This window comes from Victivallaceae bacterium, from assembly GCA_036659455.1.
In the GTDB taxonomy this organism is placed as follows: Bacteria; Chlamydiota; Chlamydiia; order Chlamydiales; family Chlamydiaceae; genus JAVXCN01.
The window spans coordinates 340718-360238 of record JAVXCN010000001.1; the positions used below are offsets into that span (position 1 = coordinate 340718).

The following is a 19521-nucleotide window of genomic DNA, read 5'->3' on the forward strand; positions in this document are numbered from 1 at the left end:
CACCTTAATTTTCATCAAGATTCAAATGAACGATTTCGCTTTCCAAAGGCTGTCGCAAATGACCATACTCAGGAAGACTCGCTAAATTCATCAGATTTTCCGGGCTTTCGAAGCGATCGACAATAAAACGGAGAGCTTCAATCTCTTCGTTTCTTCGCGATAATTCGGCAGTCAAAACGGGAATCGTCATTTGAAGTTTCGTAACGGTATTCTTTTTATTAACATAGACGTATAAAAAAATTCCCGAAAATATACAACATACTAATAAACGGAGAAAAAAAGCTATTTTCACGACTCAATCCGTTTTTCAAAACAACGCATTTTAGCCGAGCGACAACGCGGATTCCTTCGAATCTCGTTTTCAGAGGGCATTATGACTTTTTTGTTAACCGCAAAACCTAATTTACGATCGGTGAAATCCCTAAAACCATTCTTTACTATGCGATCTTCCAGACTGCAAAAAGAAATAATCACCAATCTTCCGCCGGGATTTAATCGATCGACGGCTTCAATAATCATTCGACTTAATTGCCCCAATTCATCGTTAACAAACATTCTTAAAGCTTGAAATACGAGCGTTAAAGGATGAATTTTTTTCCGAATGCGAAAAGGCGGAAATACGTAACGAAGAGCATCTCTGAGATCGACAACCGTTTTAAAAGACTTACGTTGACGAAAACTGACGATGGCTTTGGCGCATCTTCTCCAAAAAGGCTCTTCACCGAGACCCCTAAAAATTTCACCTAATTTTTTCTCAGAAAAAGTATTAAGTACTTCTGCGACATCAATACCCCGGAAAGGATCCATTCTCATGTCAAGAGGTCCGTCACTTTTGAAACTGAATCCGCGAGTTAAATCATCCATCTGCATGGAAGAAACTCCAAGATCTGCCAGCATACCGTCAAATTTAAGCTCCTTATTTTCAGAAGAAAAATAATCCTTAAAAGAAATTTGCGTCATTTTAACGACGTCCTTATAAGATGACAAGATCTTATCGGATATCTCGAGAGCTATCGGATCTCGGTCTATCCCAGAAAAAGCAGTAACTTCAGGATGTTTATCGAGAACAGCGAGTGCATGACCTCCTGCACCTAAAGTCATATCTAAAAAAGAAGATATGAGACGTCCGTCAAAAAATTCCAAAAACTCCGACAACAACACCGGAACATGAACCAAACGAGTTTCCAAAACCGACAACAAAATAAACAATGGATAAAACAAACATCATAAAGAATCGCATGATTTAGCAATCACTGAATTCATTAAGAAAATTAATTTTCGAAATAAGATCCGTTTACGATTCGGAGCTCCCGATTTCGGATTGTTGAGAAAGATAATGTTTGATAGCTTCCTCTATAGGAAGTCGCTGAGATAATAAAATATTGTGCGACACGTTTGCACTTCCAATGAAAATTCTCGGCGCAGTATCGGAATTGCCATCATACGACAATCGATAGCCCAAAGCAGCTTGACCATGGATCGCATTATCCCCATAACACCGCGCATCGTCAAAATTAGGATCGTAAGTCCCATAAATAATATGAGGATATTGAATAAGAGTCGCATTTTTAACGGCATCGGATTCCATCCTAAATAGCCATAAAATAATTTTGACACATAAACGAATAATGGGATAGCAAGATCCACGCCCGTATCTACAGGAAAAAACGTCCGTTAATGAAGAAGGGACACGAGAAGAGAGAACGACATAAGATGTATTTGCGGATATGGGACGATCGACTAACGACTTTAGCTGAATCATACCCCCTAGAGAGTATCCGAAAGAAATAATTTGTTTAGCCCCAAGTCCCCTCTCTTGATTTTCCGTAAAATCCAGAACGAGCTTATGACTTTTTGCGGTAGAATCTATTAAGGATGATATGAAACCGGAGCTATCGCCGTAAAAAGGATAATCATAACAGATAATATTAGCCTCTAGGCTATCTGCCAAATCCAATAATCCGAAAGAACTCTCACTACTCAATCTATAGCCTTGATTTGAATCCGATAAGGAATGCCGGAGACATTCTCTATAGCCGCTAGGAAGAGAACCGTTCGAAAAAACAATCCAACGACCGTTGTTGATCGTTTCTCTTGTTCCGATAATAAAAGTATCGATCTTTTGTGCACCTGAATGAAGACATTGTCTTTTACCGATCCATGATCGACCGTCTCTACGCATGTTTTTGAGAGTAATCGTAGTTTTTTTCGAAAAGCCGAAAGATGACAGAACGAAATCAAGAAAAGAACGGGCCATAGAGACGTCGTTCCGACGATATAAAGGCATCAGCAAAATGAATCGTACACACGTGTAGATACTGAAGGGAATAATAAAAATTACGGCTAATATAATCTTAATTACAAGCCAAATTTTTTCGATTAACGATTGTCTTTCAGGGAACGTTCGTTCCATGTATGGAAATGTAACTTCCCTTTCGTAATCTAAAGAAATAAATCCTTCCGTTAACATAAATTCCTCATACCCTTAAATAAAAACATTCCTAATCTTTCGTATTTATTGCATTTTTTATTCACACTTGACTTTTTTTTTCTTTTAACCATATTCTCCCTTCCTAGAGGGACTCTTTCAAAGGTTTGAAATCTATGGTTGAAATATTCAATTACGGTAGTTCCGTATATGAAAAATTTACGCTCACTGAGCAAACGGTCAATGATTTTCGAAAAGACTTGAAACTGGAGACCGGTATCATTAGAGCCGTCGCCGAACATGCCGAAATTTTAGATTTCACCCCTAAACCGTCTGCTTTGATTTCACTCCTCGGCACCGACCAAAAAATCAGTTGGGCACGTTTTGAAACACCCTGCAATTATCATTGTCAAAGGACACGTTCTCCTTACCTAGTACCTTCTCTCGGTTCTCCCGATAGACAAGATGAAGATATGAAAAAAATAACTGCCTTCCTTAAAATACTCACTAATAACAAGTTTAATTATACCAGTAAGATTAAACCTGTATTTTCTCACGAAAACGATTTCGATACCGAAGATGAAGGTGAAGATTCGAAAGATGAAGATCAAGAGTCGGAGTCGGAAAAAGTATTGAAAGAGGGACGAGTTTTATTAAGAGTTCTTGATTTCGGAGTAAAATCGACCAATATAATGATCGATTACGTAATTTCTCGCATGTTTCAATTCGTACAAGGCTGATTAACGGTTTCCGTTCTATCTAGAGCTCGATAACGAGCTATCCTTTAATGGCAAAGTTTCAAAAACAAGCCATTCATAACTAAACTTCCAATGATTGTAAGCGAAAAAATCAAAGAATTCAATATTTTTAATAAAATATTTAAACAAACCGACTTATCATTGTTATATATTTTCGATTAATGATTAAAAACAACTATCATAAAATGCCATTTTTATTATTAAGTCTACTTAAACCTACAGATGCGAATTGTTTAAGGTTATTTTTCATTTTTTTATATCGACCCATCCAACCGATACAAAACAATAAACGTTAAAATGCAAAATTGGCTCATTCTTCTTCCGTTTTTCCGATTATCTGTTTACAACCTTTATAGAAGTAATAGATCTCGCAAGCTAATACTCTCAGAAGTGAGCAAACTAATTCGTTAGCAGCATTCACAACAATTAGCAGTAGAGCTAACAACATTTCCTATTGCAATTGCTATAAACACCGGAAAACGAACAACGCTTTCGATAGCCTTAAAACAACCACAAACAAAAGAAAAGGGGTTGTTTACCTTATTAACTAAACAATTTCTCTAAACTTTTTTAATAAATCAATCTGAGTTTCAGCCAAAACGAAGAATCGTTTCATCCTAGCCTTATGAGAGTTTTCCTGTCAGCTCGACAAATCATCACAACCGGTAATTGCGGTCATTTCAATCATAAATAATCCTCAATCGGATGGCATGGTGACAGCAAATTATTAAACAATGCAGTAATTAATTACATATCCAGGAACCATTTAGAGATAAAACATTCAATAAGATAACAATTTTAAAAATAAAAAATTTCATAAAAATATTTAATAGACAAAAGCCGTGTTTCAGTTATTCATAAATGTTTAAAAAATCAATCGTCGTTTGGTTATCAGCTATCGATAATCGAAAACATGAAACACTGTGTAGACACTGTCGGTGAATTACGGGTAGACAAGCCGCTTGAGAATAAGCTATCGGCATGGAGTAACTCATAAGCATTTAGTGTATCCGGGATCCATGGAATAAAAACTTACAACTAAGGACGACTTCTCTTAAAGATAACGATAAGTACAAGAAAAACAATCCACAGACATGCATAAATTACTGCTCCGACTATGAATAAAGGACTCGCAATAGCTATACATATGATGCTTATTATCTTTATGAAACAATTAATAATACTTCCGCAACCTCATAAGGAACAATCGGTTTTAACGACTGAAACATTTTCCTTATCCTTAACCCATTGAAGATTGACCGGAATTTTCGGTTGAATTTTCCGATGATAGTTGAAAAATCGGAATAGGGCTTACTTCATTAATCATAACCTACTTCCATTTAAAGTTTTAAAAAAAATTTAAATATACAAAAAAATAATAAATACAATTAAATTGTTGCATAATTTTATTAAAAAAAATTAATAATCTGATTGTGATTCTACTGAATGATTTTTAGCTTTCTAAAAAAAATAGAAATGCATCAAGGAGAAAATTTATGATCGACAATGAATGGAAAGCCGTCTTAGGTTGGGATGAGTCGGAGACCGAAGGGTTGCGTCTTTCGGGATTTGCTTTCATTAGAGAAGGTCATTACGAAAAAGCTCTTTTGTTTTTTAAAGCGCTCGTCATTTTGGAAGCTCTAAACGTCTATGATTTACAAACGTTGGGAGCTCTTTATTTGCAACTCAACGATTATGAAAAAGCCTTAAGGGCATTGGACAAAGCTTTAAGACTTCAAGGAAATCATCTTCCTACGTTAATAAATAAAACCAAAGCCTTATTTCTCCTAAACAGACTAGACGAAGCTATGGTATTGGCAAAATTCCTGAAAACATGTCCCGACGTTTCAATAGCTAATGATGCAGAGGCTTTGATAATCAGCTACGGTCCAAATCGAATCCCTTCCTAAAATGAATCGATCTCTTTCAAAACTTTAGAAAAACATCGCAAAATTGTTGCTAGCTTATCATGTCCGGTGTTACATTGGCTTTCCATTGAGAAGTGTTTATCGACGGATTACGTAGAAGGTATCGATGTCAGCCTGTAGCAACTGCAACACATGGTCGGATTTTCTTGATTTCGCTCGCGGTCAATGTTCAAAGCAGTCTTTCAATAACTGGTTGGGTAATATTCGGTTGTTGAAAGCGTCGGATGATTTCATTGAGCTGGAAGTTCCGAATATTTTCGTTCAAAATTATCTTATCGATAATTACGGTGAAGATCTTCGCTCATTCGTTCCTCTAACGGCTGACGGAAAGTTGGCTATTCGGTTCGTAATAGCCGAAAATAAAAAATCCGTCATCAAAAAGGAAAGCGTTTATCCTGGAGTTTCGGAGGCTCCTCAAGAAAATTTACCGGAAGATTTCGTCTGCAAATTAAACACTTCTTATCGCTTCGATAATTTCATTGAAGGACCTTCCAACCAATTCGTTAAATCCGTAGCAACCGGCATTGCCGCTAAGCCCGGTCTTTCTTATAACCCTTTATTTATTCATGGAGGAGTGGGATTAGGGAAAACTCATCTTCTGCATGCTATAGGTCATTATATAAACGAGAATCACAAAAAACTCCGTATTCATTGTATTACTACGGAAAGTTTCATTAATAGTTTAGTTGATCATCTAAGAGCCAAATCCGTCGATAAAATGAAAAAATTTTATCGTTCTTTAGACGTGTTTTTAGTCGATGACATCCAATTCCTACAAAATCGTTTGAATTTCGAAGATGAATTTTGTTCAACTTTCGAGACGTTAATCAACTTAAAAAAACAGATTGTGATTACTAGCGATAAACCTCCTGCTCAATTGAAACTTTCCGAAAAATTGGTGGCTCGTATGGAATGGGGCTTGGTTGCTCATGTCGGAGTTCCGGATTTGGAAACGAGAGTGGCCATATTACAACACAAGTCGGAACAGAAAAATTTAAAAATTCCTCAGTCCATCGCTTTCTTTATTGCCGAAAATATTTACGGCAACGTTCGACAGTTGGAAGGAGCCATTAATAAATTAACTGCCTATTGTCGTCTTACCGGACATGAAATCACGGAACACATGGTTGAGGATACTTTGAAAGAACTCTTTCTGCCTCCTGTCAAGCAAAAAATATCCTTTGATGCGGTACTTAAAAGCGTCGCTACCGTTTTTCAAATCAAAACCTCTGATCTCAGAGGAACTTCAAGAACGAAAGAGATATCTTTAGCTCGTCAGGTCGCCATGTATCTGGCAAAAACCTTGATATCCGATTCCATTTCAGCTATAGGAAAAGAATTCGGTAAGACGCATTCCACGATTTTATATTCCTGTAAAACCGTAGAACAGAAATTAAAGGAAGATGAAGGTCTTAAAAGATACGTTCAACTATGCAAAAGACATATAGAATCATAAATTAATTTTTCGGAGAAGCACTCATATGTTTAAGAGAAAAGGTACATTTGATGATCCTCAAAGTTTATATGATGATGAAGCTCCCGTAATGCTGGGTTCTTTCAAGTATTCGGACAGAAAAGAAGGTCCTCCTAATATTTTCGATACGCGCCGCCCCCCTTATCCTACACATAAGGAAGACATTAAACAATGGTCCGGAGAATCCCCAACATCTCTGATGACTCCTATAGATAACACGGATGAAATACCCGAGACGACTCTCGGTGAGGGAGTATCGTTCAAAGGAGAGCTGGCTTTTGAAAGATTGTTACGTATAGACGGCTCTTTTGAAGGAACTCTCGTCTCTTCAGGAAAAATCATAGTAGGTCCTTCAGGAAGCATCAAAGCCGATATCGAAATGCAAGAGGCCATCATTGAAGGCCGTGTAACGGGAAATATCAAGGTTAAGGATAAAATCGAACTTAGAGGAGGAGCGGTCGTGGAAGGAGATATTACTGCAAAAACACTTTGTATTGACGAAGGTGTTTCCCTCATCGGTTTCGTTCGGGTAATCGGTGATTCCGTAGTCGAATCTTAGTGTAAAAACAAGAGCAGTCTATCAAAAAAATTACGATTAGGATTTAAAAAGCGATATCCCTTAAGACGAAATTGCTCATAAGATTCTCCTAAGATCAGTACGGTTTCGGTTGTCGAATTTCTTATTGTCGGATTATTGAAAGCCCTAATCTTTTTATTTTTAATATTCAGTTTTTCGGCAACCGCTCGTCCCAATTCAAAGATCGGATCGTATGTTATGCGACGATGCGATAACGAAATGATTGAGCTCGGTTTGAATTCGTTCATTAACGAACAATTGACGATTTTGTCCCTCAACCATCTCATAACGTCTTTATCCCCTTCCGATACGGCATGAATCAATTTCATTGATTGAAAAGAAGTTTCGAATAACACTAGGGATTTTCTAATTCCGAATGTCTCATTACACGTTTCACACAACATTCCCGTCTTCGGAGATTCCGAAACGCAAAATCGACAAATAGTCTCTTTAAACGGAAAAGATGCGAATCCGTCTCTGCATGCGTAACAAATACGATATCCTTTTTGATTGCAAAAAATGCAAAAAACGGGGAAAACGTGATCTACGAGTGTTCCGATAAAAATGCTTAAATTTCTGTTCCAATCCATAGTCGGAATACATGCAATCGCAAGGTAAAATATTAAGCCTTATACATTAACGAATATTCTTTAGTGAGTCATCGTAATTTCAATTTATTTTCCGAAGAAACAATAATCTTCCGATAATTGCGACGATTTTAACTCCAATACTCGCAAAACCGATTATTGAGTTTTTATCACTTAAATCAAAAATCAGTGCCTTGCCTTTTATGATTCTCCTGATCGACTATTTGCCTTTTTTATTTTTAAAATTCAAAAAAATTTGCTACGTTCTTATTGAATGCAAAATAAAGATAATACAATGCTACGCAAGCTGATCAATTATACACTGGTTAAACTCAACAACGGAAAATTCAAAAAACTTCATCCTCTGACGGACGCTATTGATTCCTTTTGTTTTGAACCGGCACTGAATGCCGAATCTCCACCTTTCATAAGAGATTCCGTCGATGTAAAACGATGGATGACACTTGTCATAGTTGCACTTCTCCCTCCGATTTTTGTTGCCGTGTGGAACGCCGGAGTACAAAAAATAATCTATTCTTCCGGAAACGGACAGTTAATGAATGATTTTCTTAAAGCTTCTTTATCATTAAAGAGCTATCTGAGGTTTACTTTTTCTTCAGGACGTTATCTTCAAATCATCAAAGCAGGCTCCTTAATTTTTTTTCCTCTCTTGATAATCAGCTATACGGTTGGGGGAATTTGCGAAATCGTTTTTGCCGTATTCAGAGGACATAAAATTGCCGAAGGCTTACTGGTAACCGGAATCCTATACCCTCTTACTCTTCCTCCGACCATTCCTTATTGGATGGCTGCTTTAGGGATAGCTTTCGGAGTGATTATCGGTAAAGAGATATTCGGAGGAACAGGTATGAATATCCTAAATCCGGCACTAACGGGACGAGCTTTTCTTTTCTTTACGTTTCCTGCTTCGATGACGGGAGATGTTTGGGTGGGAAGCAATACATCCGTGATCACTCAAAGTCTAAGACAAATGAATCATTCTCTTCAAATTCCTATTGAAGGATTTACGCAGGCTACGCCTCTTCAAACTTTAAACGCTCTTTCTCCGGCAATAAAAAAAGTTCACGTCGATGCCATCGCAGCTAATATCTTGCATAATTTAGATATTGTGAGTTCTCAAAAACTAATAATGCAACAATTTACCTTATGGCAACATACACATCCTGACCTAATTAACGGTTTTTTAACTTCTTCCGATCTTCAATCCTTTCTTTCCGCTCCATTTGAACAGGGGGGCTTGGCTTTAGCTCAAGGACAATTCGATTCCGCTTATTTGGCATCCGATCTGATTTACGGTTTAGGTAAATTTTCTAACGGTAATTTGTTCTGGGGTAATATTCTCGGCTCTCTGGGAGAAACATCAACCGTTGCCTGTTTAGCAGGAGCTATTTTTCTCATTATAACAGGTATAGGTTCTTGGCGAACCATGCTCTCTTTCGGACTTGGAGCCTTCTTAACGGCATGGTTATTCAAATTTTTAGGAATCGAATTAAGTTCTCAAGGAGCCGCTTGGGTTCCTGCTAAATTTTTTATTCCGGCTTATAGACATTTAATGATGGGCGGTTTGGCATTCGGACTTGTGTATATGGCAACCGACCCGGTTTCTTCCCCTTCTATGAAAAAAGGAAAGTGGATCTATGGCCTGCTTATCGGATGCCTAACCATAATCATTCGACTTACCAATCCGGCATACCCGGAGGGTGTCATGTTGGCAATATTAATGGGAAACGTCTTGTCACCTTTAATTGATTATTATTCCGTAAGAAGTTACAGAAAAAAAAGGAAGACCTGTGGCACAGATGCTTAAAGACATAAAAAACGTTATCAATAAGTCCTGGTATGTTCTTTCTTTCATTTTGATCTTGTGTTTTTTAAGCGGGCTTCTTTTATCAACAGTTGCTTATGCTCTTAGAAAAGCACAAGTAAAAGCCGTAGAATTCGATAAAAACAAACAAATGTTAATTGCAACACACGTTTTAAATTACAATGATATCTTCCTAAAACGAGACAACGATACTTTTGTACCCGCCTATTATGATGTCAAAGCCAAGATCTTAAAACCGTTTTCCTTAGGAGAAAAAATAGTCCCTTTAACTATGGGTGCAATTAATGAGTTCTCCCTTGCTTTCATTAAAAGTTTCGTTACGGATTCTCAAGGAAACATTTTTTCCTTGGAGGAAAAAAATTTAACGATTGACGATTTTTATTCTTCTAAGGAAAAGAAAAACAAAGGATTTTATCTTTTTTATGTTCTTTTAAACACGGCTACCGGCTCTTCTCCAATAACCTCGAAATCTCTGCTATCCGTTCCGAGTCCGATAGCTTCCATAATTATTCCGATTTCCGGATTCGGATTATGGAGTCCCATTTACGGATTTTTAGCTCTTGAAAATAATGGTGACACCGTATTGGGAACTACTTGGTATCTCCAAGGTGAAACTCCGGGATTAGGGGCAAATATTACGGATCCCTCTTGGCAAAAACAATTTTATAACAAAAAAGTATTTTTGAATTCTTCGGGCGTCACTAATTTTCAAACGGCTTCTCTAGGCATTAATGTAATAAAAGGAAGTGTTGCCGCTTCTCTAGCAGACTCCCCAAAAGCATCGGTATCCGTCGATGGTATCTCGGGAGCTACTTTGACATGTAACGGCGTTACGGAAGCCTATGCTTCGTCATTAAAACCTTACAGACAATTACTCATTAAATTTCATAATCTTAATGGTACGAATAAATGATGATTCCGAATAAAAAACTTACGTGTTTAAACGTTTTTCTCGATCCTTTGTGGGATCAAAATCAAATTCTGGTTGCCGTTTTAGGAATCTGTTCGGCTCTTGCCGTAACCACGACGGTCAAAACTGCTTTAACTATGGGTATTGCCGTCAGTTTGGTCACCGGATTCTCATCGTTAATCGTATCTTGTTTGAGGAAAATCACCCCCGATAGAGTACGTATGATTGCTCAGCTCATTATTATCTCTCTCTTTGTTATTACTATCGATCAGTTCTTAAAAGCTTTTTTTTATAATTTGGCCAAAACGCTTTCCGTATTTGTGGGACTGATCATTACGAACTGCATCGTTATGGGTCGAGCCGAAAGCAAAGCACGTCATGTTTCTCCGATCCTTGCATTTCTTGACGGATTGGCAGCAGGTTTTGGTTACGGCTGGGTCCTTTTAATCGTAGGAGTGATTAGAGAATTTTTGGGATTCGGGCAAATTTGGGGTATTCAAATTATTCCCCTAAATTGGTATGCCTCGGAGAATTTGCCCAACGGCTTCCAAAATCTCGGTATTATGGTTCTGGCTCCTTCGGCTTTTTTTATCCTCGGGTGTATGGTATGGATCATTAAGTCAAATAAGAATCGTTCACGATAGGAGGATATATGTGGTTGGGATCTTATCACTGGATCAACCTGTTCGGAATATTTCTGCAATCGACCTTCATACAAAATATCCTCTTAGCCAATTTCCTCGGAATGTGCAGCTATCTCGCTTGCTCCGATAATGTAGCTACGGCAAACGGTTTGGGCCTTTCGGTAGCCGTCGTTTTAACTTTTACCGGAAGTTTAAATTGGTTTGTCCATAACTTTATAACGGCTCCGGGAGCTCTTTCATGGCTATCCGAACTTTCTCCTATTTTTTCGGAACTGAACTTGGATTTTCTTGAACTCATATTGTTTATTGCCACTATTGCAGCTTTCGTACAAATCCTAGAAATGATTATCGAAAAATTCTCTCAGACGCTTTATCAATCGCTCGGAATTTTTCTTCCCCTTATTGCAGTTAATTGCGCTATTCTGGGAGGGGTATTATTCGGAACCATCAGAAATTATCCTTTTATTCCCATGACTATTTTTTGCCTCGGTGCCGGTGCCGGCTGGTGGTTCGCTATCGTGATCTTTGCCGTCATTAAGGAAAAGTTGGCTTATTCCAACCCTCCTTGTGGATTAAAAGGCATGGGACTATCCTTGATAACTACCGGATTGATCGCTATGGCTTTCATGGGTCTTACGGGCATTGATTTGACACGTAACGCAACCGTAAACACTGATACGGAAAAAATTTCGGAATTTCAAATCGAAGAAAATCAAAAAGAGCAGTCAAATGATATATCTTTATGAAATGGCTTAGAAGCTTCGTTTCAAATAATATCTTATCATTAAATTAACTAAGGCAACCAGAGAAGCAGTCCCTGCAATAACAATCTGCACCAGTCCCAGAATAGGGGTTAAAGACGAACCGAGCGTTACCACCAAAACAATTCCGAAGATAGGGATTAAAAGCAGTAGAACAATAAAAACTATGTTGAGTATTCGAATCGCTTCATAATGAGGAGCGATTTGCAGTTCTCGATCTCCCGAAGGCGGGCACCTATTCCAATCTTGAGCTTCCATAAGAGCAGGTCTCGCCTGTCCAGGACCTTGACAACGGAAGACGTGAAAATACCGATCATCCGATAAATTAACCGCCGTGAACTCGGAAGAAGATGAGTTTGCCTCAGGGTCTAAGCCTAAGGACCGATTATGAGTCTCAACTTCGGGAGAATCTGTCGATCTGCTATCGGAAATCGAATTGGTCGACGATATGGACATTTTTACTCCATTCTTTTTTAAATGATAAAGCCATAGCACTAAAAATCAAAGCTCCGGCAATGGCAACCGTAGCTATCGATATAATAGTAAGTTGAAGAGGCATTCCGGTAACCAAAAACACTCCGCCGATCAATAAGCCTAGGGCCACTATAAGACAACTGATAGCGACTATCGTACAATGTTTTGCAAATGAAGCCTCTACATCTCGATTTTCAAGAGTTTTAAAAGAATAGATCTGACCTACGAGATTTTCATAAACGACAGGAATTGACATTAATAACCGAACTAAAAAACGAAATCAAAAGAACATTGTAAATCAAAACTGACAATTAAATAATCAAAAAAATAAAAAAATTATAAGTTTTAATTTTTTTTTTATAAAAATGAACTAAGCATTCATCAAATAGTAGTCCTCACTGTTGAGAAAAGAGGTCAAATCCGGCTCGGACAATAGCTTCATTTTAACCAAAAATCCACTACCTTCAGGATCTTCATTGAGAAGTCGAGGAGAATGTTTTAAAAATTCATTAACGGCAGTTATCTCGCCGTAAACCGGCGAAGGAATCTCAATAGCAGCTTTTGAAGATTCCACAACCGACAAGATACTTTCGATTTCAAAAACGTCTCCTATATTGGGAAGATCGATGTACAAAATCGTACCCAAATTATCTCTTATGTACTTGGAAAGTCCCACCATGATTTCATCATCGTAATCCTTAATCCACACGTGAAACTGCGAAAACTTCATGAAACCGTACCGTTAAGAAAAAAAAAGCTCCAGAATAGAGAATTATCCTCCAAAAGAAAACCGGATTTTTCTTCAAAAGGAAAAGAAATTTTGCGATGATCCGAAATCAGTCTAAAAGCAAAGCCGATTCGATTCCGTTGCTCACCGGCATAGACGCAATCAAGTAAAGGGATACGAAATAAAACGACGGTTTCTCCCAATGAAACATCTTTCCTAAGATCAAAAGATCCACTTTTATGAGAATTTCTTTCCGAATGCCCATAAAGAGCCGTTTTCAATAAAGGATTGTCTTTCGAATCGGACCCAAATTTTAACGGCATACAATGAAAACGATAAAGAAGAGTCTGGGATTTCAACAAATTCTGATTTCGACAGTTCGAAAAATCGAAAAACAATTCTATCTTCTTAGGATTTCCGATAAAATCCGGTCCTTCACATGTTTTAATAAGAAATTTTAAAATCAATATTCCCTTGGAATGTCCTCCCCATACACTCAATCCGAATATTTGCGACTGAAAAATGGGATCGGAAAAAACAGGAACTTCCTTAGCACGAACGGAAAGCTCGAGGCAAGAAAAGATCATGTCATAGAAAAAAGTATAAGGGATATCCACAGCTTGATTCCGAATAACCTAAAAAACCGATATTCCTTTTAATCCTCCGGACACTTCGAAGCCGTTATAGATCTCTCTAACGCAGTTTTCTGAGATCTCATCTCCCAAAATATTACTAATGAAAGAGAGTTTATCCGAATCGAAAGCAAGATTGTAACAAGACTGCGAATGTACGATATAATAAAAAGGTCCTATCTCTTTGCTGATCTTCACCGGCGATCGTTTATTACCGTTTTCGACTACATTTTCGAAAGAATCGAAAAAAGTTTCGTGGCGGAAAATTTTTTTCGTTGATTTAATCGGATGACAATCGGCAAATACAATGGTTTCATTTTCAGAAAACCGCTCCAATATTGAAGCAGTCCGTCTTAAAATCAGTTCTTCATCGGATTTTTCCGGATAACGCTCCTTTAAAGCACTTAAAACATAAGTAACCCGATCATGATATTTTTCAGCCGCTGTATCAAGAATACCTCTTCGTCGAGCGTCTCTCAAAGACAATATCTCTTCTCGTTCCGATCTATTAATGACTTTAAATGAATAAAATAATCTATCATCCTGAGAATATGCTTCCAATTCCGTATAGAGAGACAGTAGTTCATCCAATTTCATACCGTCTTTAATCCCATCAAGAATCGGGTCTTTTCCTTTGCTTAAAATTATCGTTGCTCTTGTAACCGGTTTATTTTTCAGCATATTTTTAATCAAATCGGGTTTACCCAAAATAAGCTGCCGTCGAGAAAAAGAATCGACTTTTTTCTTAGTATTTTTATCTAAGGAAATAATTTCTCCGGAAGAAAGAAAAGGAAATTCGTGAACCAAAACCGATTTGTTAACGGGATCTCTTTGCCAATCTCGCAATTCCTGTACGGTAACTCCGGATTCCAGCTCCTTCAAAGATAGTACGACATAGTCCATTTCGTAAGATCGTCCAACAAGACGTTCTTCTTTTTTCTTAACATCGTTCGGAGAAAAACGGTTATCGGATAAATCCAAAAGATTTTTACAAGGAGGATAAACGGCATCTATATAAGCTTCAAAACTTGCCAAATCATCAATTGAAGACAAAATCAACTCTTGAGGCAAATGAACCAATTCCACATCAACGCTTTCTCCGGCCCACATCGAAAAATCTTTTATCGGATGAAAATCGAAAGGAGCCAATCCTTTCATGGATTGCATTAACTTTTCAAAAAGCATGATATCTCGATATATTTCGATCAAGACGGTCTCGGAACAGTCCAACTTCCTTAGATAGGCCAAAAAAAACTCATCGAAACTCCCTCTAAATTTTAGTTTCTCGCAACAGAACTTAAAAGATTCGTGAGCTTTAGCCAGCATAAAAAGTTTGGCTTCTTTTTTACTGATCTTAAAACCGTTCTTTTCCGCTTTAGACGCACCGCAACATACCACTCCGGCAATGGTTTTTATATAATCTCTTCCAAACCAATCACTCAAAGTTTTATATCCGAATAAGGAAAAAGAAGACGGATCTGAGTAAAGCCTCTGATCAACAGGAAGGCCGTACATTTCTTGTCTATATTGCAACATTCTTTGAAGAAAAGCCGGTGGGAATGCTTTTTCTTCAGTAAACAAGGCAACTCGAAGACGAAAACCTTCAACGGAAGAGGGTTCGTTATGATTCAAAAAATCGTTCAACGCCGAAAAAAATCCGGATGCCGAACTTTTCCAAACCTCTTCCGAAGCAATAAAAGGGGCATCTTCACGACGATAGAAACGATATTTTTTCTCAAAAGCATTTTTGGATTCGTAGATCTCTTTCAAACGAAGTTTTTCGAACACGATTTGTCCGAAAGATCTGTTTAGAAACCATTCGGAAACCAAACCTTTATTCAAAAAATTCCAATCCAAAGGATTACCGCCAAAAGGCGTAGACTCGACATCACAAAAATTCACTAAAGCCTTGAATCGAGTTTCTTTAATTTCAACACCTTCAGGAGTCGCAAAAACGGTTGCACCGCACTGCGAACGCTTTCCTAACCCCTCGACTAGTTGAAATATTCCTACGCTTACAAAAGAAAAAACAAGACTTGCAATAGCGACGATCATACAGGTTTTTTGATGTCTATAAAAAAACGACAACATAAGAAAACAGACCTTCCATAGGTTTAACGACTCACCTGAAGTTTAACTCAATAAATACAAGAACGCAAGATTCGACGAATCATACGCCCTTAAAATATAATCAAGCCGGCATAAGGTTAGTCAACGTATGTCCTAGAAAATAAATTTTCGGATCAAAAAACCATCCAATGGCACAATCCGCCGATATATGGGAAGATAACGTACGATCTTTGTCTAAAATCTTTAATACTTTTGCCCCGACCTCTTCGGAATCTATTACAAGCGCCCCTTCATAATCATAATACTCACTCTTAAGACATAAATTATAACTTCCTATAAGGAAGTACCGATCATCCACTAACATCACTTTCTTATGATATTGAGTTTGATACAAATAAAATTCATAAACCTTAGTGTTTTTCAAACCAACCTGAGACACTTTATACTTTTCCCATAAATAAAACGACCTTCCGTATAATATCGGAATATAATTGATACGATTTCCCCAACAGTAATGTTGCGTACAGTCCGGAGATAATTCGTGGATACCATTACTGATAAGCGTAAAATCAATACCCCTATTAACGGCGCCACGTATCGATTTCATGAAACGATCTACAGGTAGAAAATATAAATTCCCTATTATTATATTCCGCTGGGCACTAGCGATTAAATCACAATAAGCCTGTCCTATCGGATTGTTTTTGCCGATATGCGGCCCTGAAAATATCAGACGAACGCAAGATCCGTCTACGATCACTTTATCCGGGTGTTCATCAAAAACTTTAACAACGGTATCATAAATTCCCAAAGGAGTGTAATCGCAAGGAAGTCCCCAAGGATCCTTAACTAAACACATAGTTTTACTATAATGTCTCCATACGGCGAATAAACGGTAAAAAATTTCCCGCAAAGATTCGGCTAACTCCGTGTTCTTACAAACTACGTCCTGATCACGAAAAGCCAGCGGTCGTCGCATGTTCAAAAAACGTCTGGGAGAAGTGTTTTCTTCGGGAACAACATCGCCCGATGTACACATAAAGTCTTCCAGATTACTCCCTCCGAACATAAAATATTTTCCGTCTACGATACAAAACTTAATGTGAAGTTCTATAACATTAATTTCAGGGAAATTTAAAGGCACAAAGTCAGTGAAAACATAATGAAAACGATCCGGAAAAAGATTTTTCATTGCCTTGAGCTCTTCTCTGTCCCTTTCGTCAAACATGGTTGGTTGGATGATCATATGAACCGTTAACTCGGATTCCGTGTTCATGCGCTCTTTAAGAACGCTAAGGATTTCATAAAAAATCTCCCCCCCAATCATGCACGGACATAATTCAACTGAACGCTTTGCCTTTTGAAGGCAATCCAAGAACAAACGATACGACTCTTGTCCGTTATCGCTCAAAACGAATTCTGCCGGAGATTTTGTTCGAAAAACCGTATGAGCCTCGTCTGTAAAGGCAAGGTTACCGAAAACACAACCTGAAGAAATGATGAAAAATAAAAAACGTCTAAAAATATTCATAATTTATCAACCGATACTGTTAACTTAACTTTGTAAGCTGTTTTGAGAAGTGCCCAAAAAATGATAACCGAAATTAAACTGCCATGATTCGGCTTCCTCTCGAGTCACTTTTTTGGATAAAGCTATATCTTCTTCCATAATCTTAATTAAAAAGTTAGCTAACTTCGAAGATTCGGCTTTAAAAACGACCTCATAATCATAAAGATGACTTCTTCTGCCTAAATTATAACTCCCGATAATTATACTCTTACGATCAACGACTAAAATTTTCTTATGATATTCCACGCGATCTACGTGGTATTCATAAATCGAAACATTTTTTTCGCTTAATTTTTTTGAATAGCCAAAGTCCCAGATATTGAAATACGAATAACCGAGCATTATGGGTAGATAGTTGAATCTATTACCCCAACCGAAAAAACCCACAATCCCCGGAGCTTTATCATGACATCCATTAGTCACGATCTTAATGCAAACTCCTTGCGAAGCCTTTTTAACCAAGGCCTCTTTTAAACATTTTTCGAGCATGAAATAAAGATTTCCGATAATGATTTCTTTTTCGGCTTTATCGATCAGCTCAATATAAGCTTGAGTAATCGGATTGTCACCCTTGTTATGAGGTCCCGAAAACAAGCAAGTTGCTTCACCCGTTTCGGAATTCAAATGAGCTATGTCATTGGACACCTTATCCCAATCGTAAACATTACACGCTGCCAAAACCGGGTCAAAAAGACTGATGTGGACATAATCGGAAGGACACATAGAATCGCAATGTTCTCTATTAACCTCAAAGGTCTGCCATAATCCCCATTGACGATAGAATTCTTTCCTGATTTCTACGGCTAATGATCCTCTTCCCATAATGTCCTGATCTCGTGCTCCGAGAGATCTGTCGTTTATTATCATATGCTCTCTAAAAGGCGCAAAATCGGTTAGTGGCTCGGTCCCACGAGAACACATAAGTTCTTCGAAATTAGTCCCCCCCAAGCAAAAATATTTTTCGTCTATGACAAAGAATTTTTGATGATTTTGATAACAGTTCATATCCGGAAACCTGGAAGGGATGGTGTTGACGTACAGATAATCAAACCGTTCGGGGTAGGAAGTTTTGAGATTATTCAGGAGGTTTTGCTCATTTTCATCTAAAAAAATACACCAAGCCATCAATTTGACCTTCAAACAATCGACAACTTCCAGTCTATGGGAAATTATTTCCATAATCTTCCTGAACGGCTTGCCTCCGGCAAAACAAAATGAAATTTCAATGGAACTTACGGCCTCAGCCAATATGGGTAATAGACGTTCCAAAGTCTCTTGGCTATCACGACAAATATAAACATCGTTTATATGGGAAGCCTCTCCGACAACAGCGATCCCGAAAAAACAAAGAACAGTAACAAGTCTTTTTAATAAAAATTTTATAATCATCTATAACCTTTCTTTCATAATTTCGATTAAATCCTGTCGCAATTCCTTCCTCACTTCTTCAAGATAATTAGGGCAGACTTCCTCTCCTAAAGGAAAAAAAGAATACTTTCCAAAATCATGGAATAAAATCTCGGCAATATCCGATTTGAAAACATCATGAAAATTCTTTTCGGAAGGACGCGATAAAAACATCGTCCCCTGATGCAAAAATCCATGTCTACTCGTTCTTTGAGCCGCTCCGCCTACTTTTTTACCGTCTAAAACAACATCATATTTCGTTATCTTCGCCATACAGAAATTACGACTGACTTCGTTGTCACTTTCCCCGTCTCCGGAAGTCAAAACAACGGTTTCACCGAAAAACTTTCGAAAAACCTCAACGAGACACGAATTGACGAACCGATAATTCAAAACGATTTCTCTAGAAAATTTGACGTGATGCGAAGGCATGAAAAAAGAAAAAGCAAAATCTCCGTTATGAAAAACTATACCCCCTCCTGTAGAACGTCTGGCGATATCCCAGTCATTCCTTAAATTGGCATCAAGAAAAAAATCTTCTTCTCGAATAAAATATCCGTATGTCAAAGACGATCGTTTCCAATCATACAGATGTAAAATCGGATGACTGCGATGAAACATTTCCTTAAATAAAGCAGCGTCGAAAGCCATATTCTCTGAGGCTCTCCCGACTCCCGTGTTAATAATTTCGCATTTCATTAATAAAAATAAATCTGAAAACCAGTGAT

Annotated in this window: 21 protein-coding genes; 8 read left to right on the forward strand and 13 right to left on the reverse strand. The window is 37.8% G+C overall.

Features of this window, described 5'->3' with window-relative positions; translation table 11 throughout:
• Positions 1 to 4: 4 nt before the first annotated feature.
• From RSA43_01510 to RSA43_01520, 3 genes are all read right to left on the reverse strand, one after another.
• Complete coding sequence (locus tag RSA43_01510) at positions 5 to 292, reverse strand: hypothetical protein (GenBank protein MEG2495964.1); 288 nt, start codon at positions 290 to 292, stop codon at positions 5 to 7.
• Positions 289 to 1221: a 16S rRNA (cytosine(1402)-N(4))-methyltransferase RsmH gene (gene rsmH / locus RSA43_01515; GenBank protein MEG2495965.1), complete on the reverse strand. Its 933-nt coding sequence runs from the start codon at positions 1219 to 1221 to the stop codon at positions 289 to 291. Before rsmH ends, RSA43_01510 begins: the two co-directional genes overlap by 4 nt.
• 73 nt (positions 1222 to 1294) lie before the next feature.
• Entirely contained in the window at positions 1295 to 2257 is a 963-nt protein-coding gene (locus tag RSA43_01520; protein ID MEG2495966.1) for a hypothetical protein, read from the reverse strand.
• Between the two features lie 347 nt (positions 2258 to 2604).
• Here RSA43_01520 and RSA43_01525 point away from each other — a divergent pair, with 347 nt between their 5' ends.
• Positions 2605 to 3168, forward strand: a complete 564-nt coding sequence (locus RSA43_01525) for a DUF5399 family protein (GenBank protein ID MEG2495967.1) — start codon at positions 2605 to 2607, stop codon at positions 3166 to 3168.
• Positions 3169 to 4037: 869 nt separating this feature from the next.
• Here the strand turns inward: RSA43_01525 and RSA43_01530 are convergent.
• A complete protein-coding gene (locus tag RSA43_01530; GenBank protein MEG2495968.1) occupies positions 4038 to 4187 on the reverse strand; it encodes a hypothetical protein in 150 nt (49 codons plus the stop codon).
• A 495-nt stretch (positions 4188 to 4682) separates the two neighbouring features.
• On the opposite strand from RSA43_01530, the gene RSA43_01535 reads away from it, so the two are divergent.
• The 3 genes from RSA43_01535 to RSA43_01545 all read left to right on the forward strand — a co-directional run bounded on the left by RSA43_01535 (position 4683) and on the right by RSA43_01545 (position 7147).
• Entirely contained in the window at positions 4683 to 5096 is a 414-nt protein-coding gene (locus RSA43_01535; GenBank protein MEG2495969.1) for a tetratricopeptide repeat protein, read from the forward strand.
• Between the two features lie 124 nt (positions 5097 to 5220).
• A complete protein-coding gene (gene dnaA / locus RSA43_01540) occupies positions 5221 to 6570 on the forward strand; it encodes a chromosomal replication initiator protein DnaA (GenBank protein MEG2495970.1) in 1350 nt (449 codons plus the stop codon).
• A 25-nt stretch (positions 6571 to 6595) separates the two neighbouring features.
• Entirely contained in the window at positions 6596 to 7147 is a 552-nt protein-coding gene (locus RSA43_01545; GenBank protein MEG2495971.1) for a polymer-forming cytoskeletal protein, read from the forward strand.
• Here RSA43_01545 and RSA43_01550 read toward each other — a convergent pair.
• Positions 7144 to 7755, reverse strand: coding sequence for a hypothetical protein (locus RSA43_01550; protein MEG2495972.1), 612 nt, complete (start codon positions 7753 to 7755; stop codon positions 7144 to 7146). The two genes, RSA43_01545 and RSA43_01550, sit on opposite strands and share 4 nt — an antisense overlap.
• A gap of 292 nt (positions 7756 to 8047) precedes the next feature.
• Here RSA43_01550 and RSA43_01555 point away from each other — a divergent pair, with 292 nt between their 5' ends.
• From RSA43_01555 to nqrE, 4 genes are read left to right on the forward strand one after another with little or no spacing between them, the layout of a single operon-like run.
• The gene (locus RSA43_01555) at positions 8048 to 9580 is read left to right on the forward strand and encodes a Na(+)-transporting NADH-quinone reductase subunit B (GenBank protein MEG2495973.1); all 1533 of its coding nucleotides are present in this window, start codon (positions 8048 to 8050) and stop codon (positions 9578 to 9580) included.
• Positions 9573 to 10511, forward strand: coding sequence for an NADH:ubiquinone reductase (Na(+)-transporting) subunit C (gene nqrC / locus RSA43_01560; protein ID MEG2495974.1), 939 nt, complete (start codon positions 9573 to 9575; stop codon positions 10509 to 10511). The genes RSA43_01555 and nqrC overlap by 8 nt, the downstream gene beginning before the upstream one ends.
• On the forward strand, positions 10508 to 11152 hold the full coding sequence (gene nqrD / locus RSA43_01565) for an NADH:ubiquinone reductase (Na(+)-transporting) subunit D (GenBank protein ID MEG2495975.1): 645 nt from the start codon (positions 10508 to 10510) through the stop codon (positions 11150 to 11152). Before nqrC ends, nqrD begins: the two co-directional genes overlap by 4 nt.
• Positions 11153 to 11160: 8 nt before the next feature.
• The gene (nqrE, locus tag RSA43_01570) at positions 11161 to 11898 is read left to right on the forward strand and encodes an NADH:ubiquinone reductase (Na(+)-transporting) subunit E (protein MEG2495976.1); all 738 of its coding nucleotides are present in this window, start codon (positions 11161 to 11163) and stop codon (positions 11896 to 11898) included.
• Between the two features lie 6 nt (positions 11899 to 11904).
• On the opposite strand, the gene RSA43_01575 is transcribed toward nqrE, so the two are convergent.
• The 8 genes from RSA43_01575 to RSA43_01610 form a co-directional block, all read right to left on the reverse strand.
• Positions 11905 to 12369 (reverse strand): hypothetical protein, encoded by a 465-nt coding sequence (locus tag RSA43_01575; protein MEG2495977.1) that lies wholly within the window; start codon positions 12367 to 12369, stop codon positions 11905 to 11907.
• A complete protein-coding gene (locus tag RSA43_01580) occupies positions 12335 to 12643 on the reverse strand; it encodes a hypothetical protein (GenBank protein ID MEG2495978.1) in 309 nt (102 codons plus the stop codon). The genes RSA43_01575 and RSA43_01580 overlap by 35 nt, the downstream gene beginning before the upstream one ends.
• Positions 12644 to 12757: 114 nt before the next feature.
• Positions 12758 to 13117, reverse strand: a complete 360-nt coding sequence (locus tag RSA43_01585; GenBank protein MEG2495979.1) for a glycine cleavage system protein H — start codon at positions 13115 to 13117, stop codon at positions 12758 to 12760.
• Positions 13114 to 13731, reverse strand: a complete 618-nt coding sequence (locus RSA43_01590) for a hypothetical protein (GenBank protein ID MEG2495980.1) — start codon at positions 13729 to 13731, stop codon at positions 13114 to 13116. The genes RSA43_01585 and RSA43_01590 overlap by 4 nt, the downstream gene beginning before the upstream one ends.
• Positions 13732 to 13749: 18 nt before the next feature.
• Positions 13750 to 15837 carry a hypothetical protein gene (locus tag RSA43_01595; GenBank protein MEG2495981.1) on the reverse strand — a complete coding sequence of 696 codons (2088 nt, stop codon included), beginning with the start codon at positions 15835 to 15837 and terminating at the stop codon, positions 13750 to 13752.
• A gap of 100 nt (positions 15838 to 15937) precedes the next feature.
• Positions 15938 to 17347, reverse strand: coding sequence for a phosphatidylserine/phosphatidylglycerophosphate/cardiolipin synthase family protein (locus RSA43_01600; protein ID MEG2495982.1), 1410 nt, complete (start codon positions 17345 to 17347; stop codon positions 15938 to 15940).
• Between the two features lie 24 nt (positions 17348 to 17371).
• Positions 17372 to 18775 carry a phosphatidylserine/phosphatidylglycerophosphate/cardiolipin synthase family protein gene (locus tag RSA43_01605; GenBank protein ID MEG2495983.1) on the reverse strand — a complete coding sequence of 468 codons (1404 nt, stop codon included), beginning with the start codon at positions 18773 to 18775 and terminating at the stop codon, positions 17372 to 17374.
• Positions 18776 to 19492, reverse strand: a complete 717-nt coding sequence (locus RSA43_01610; GenBank protein ID MEG2495984.1) for a hypothetical protein — start codon at positions 19490 to 19492, stop codon at positions 18776 to 18778.
• Positions 19493 to 19521 lie beyond the last annotated feature (29 nt).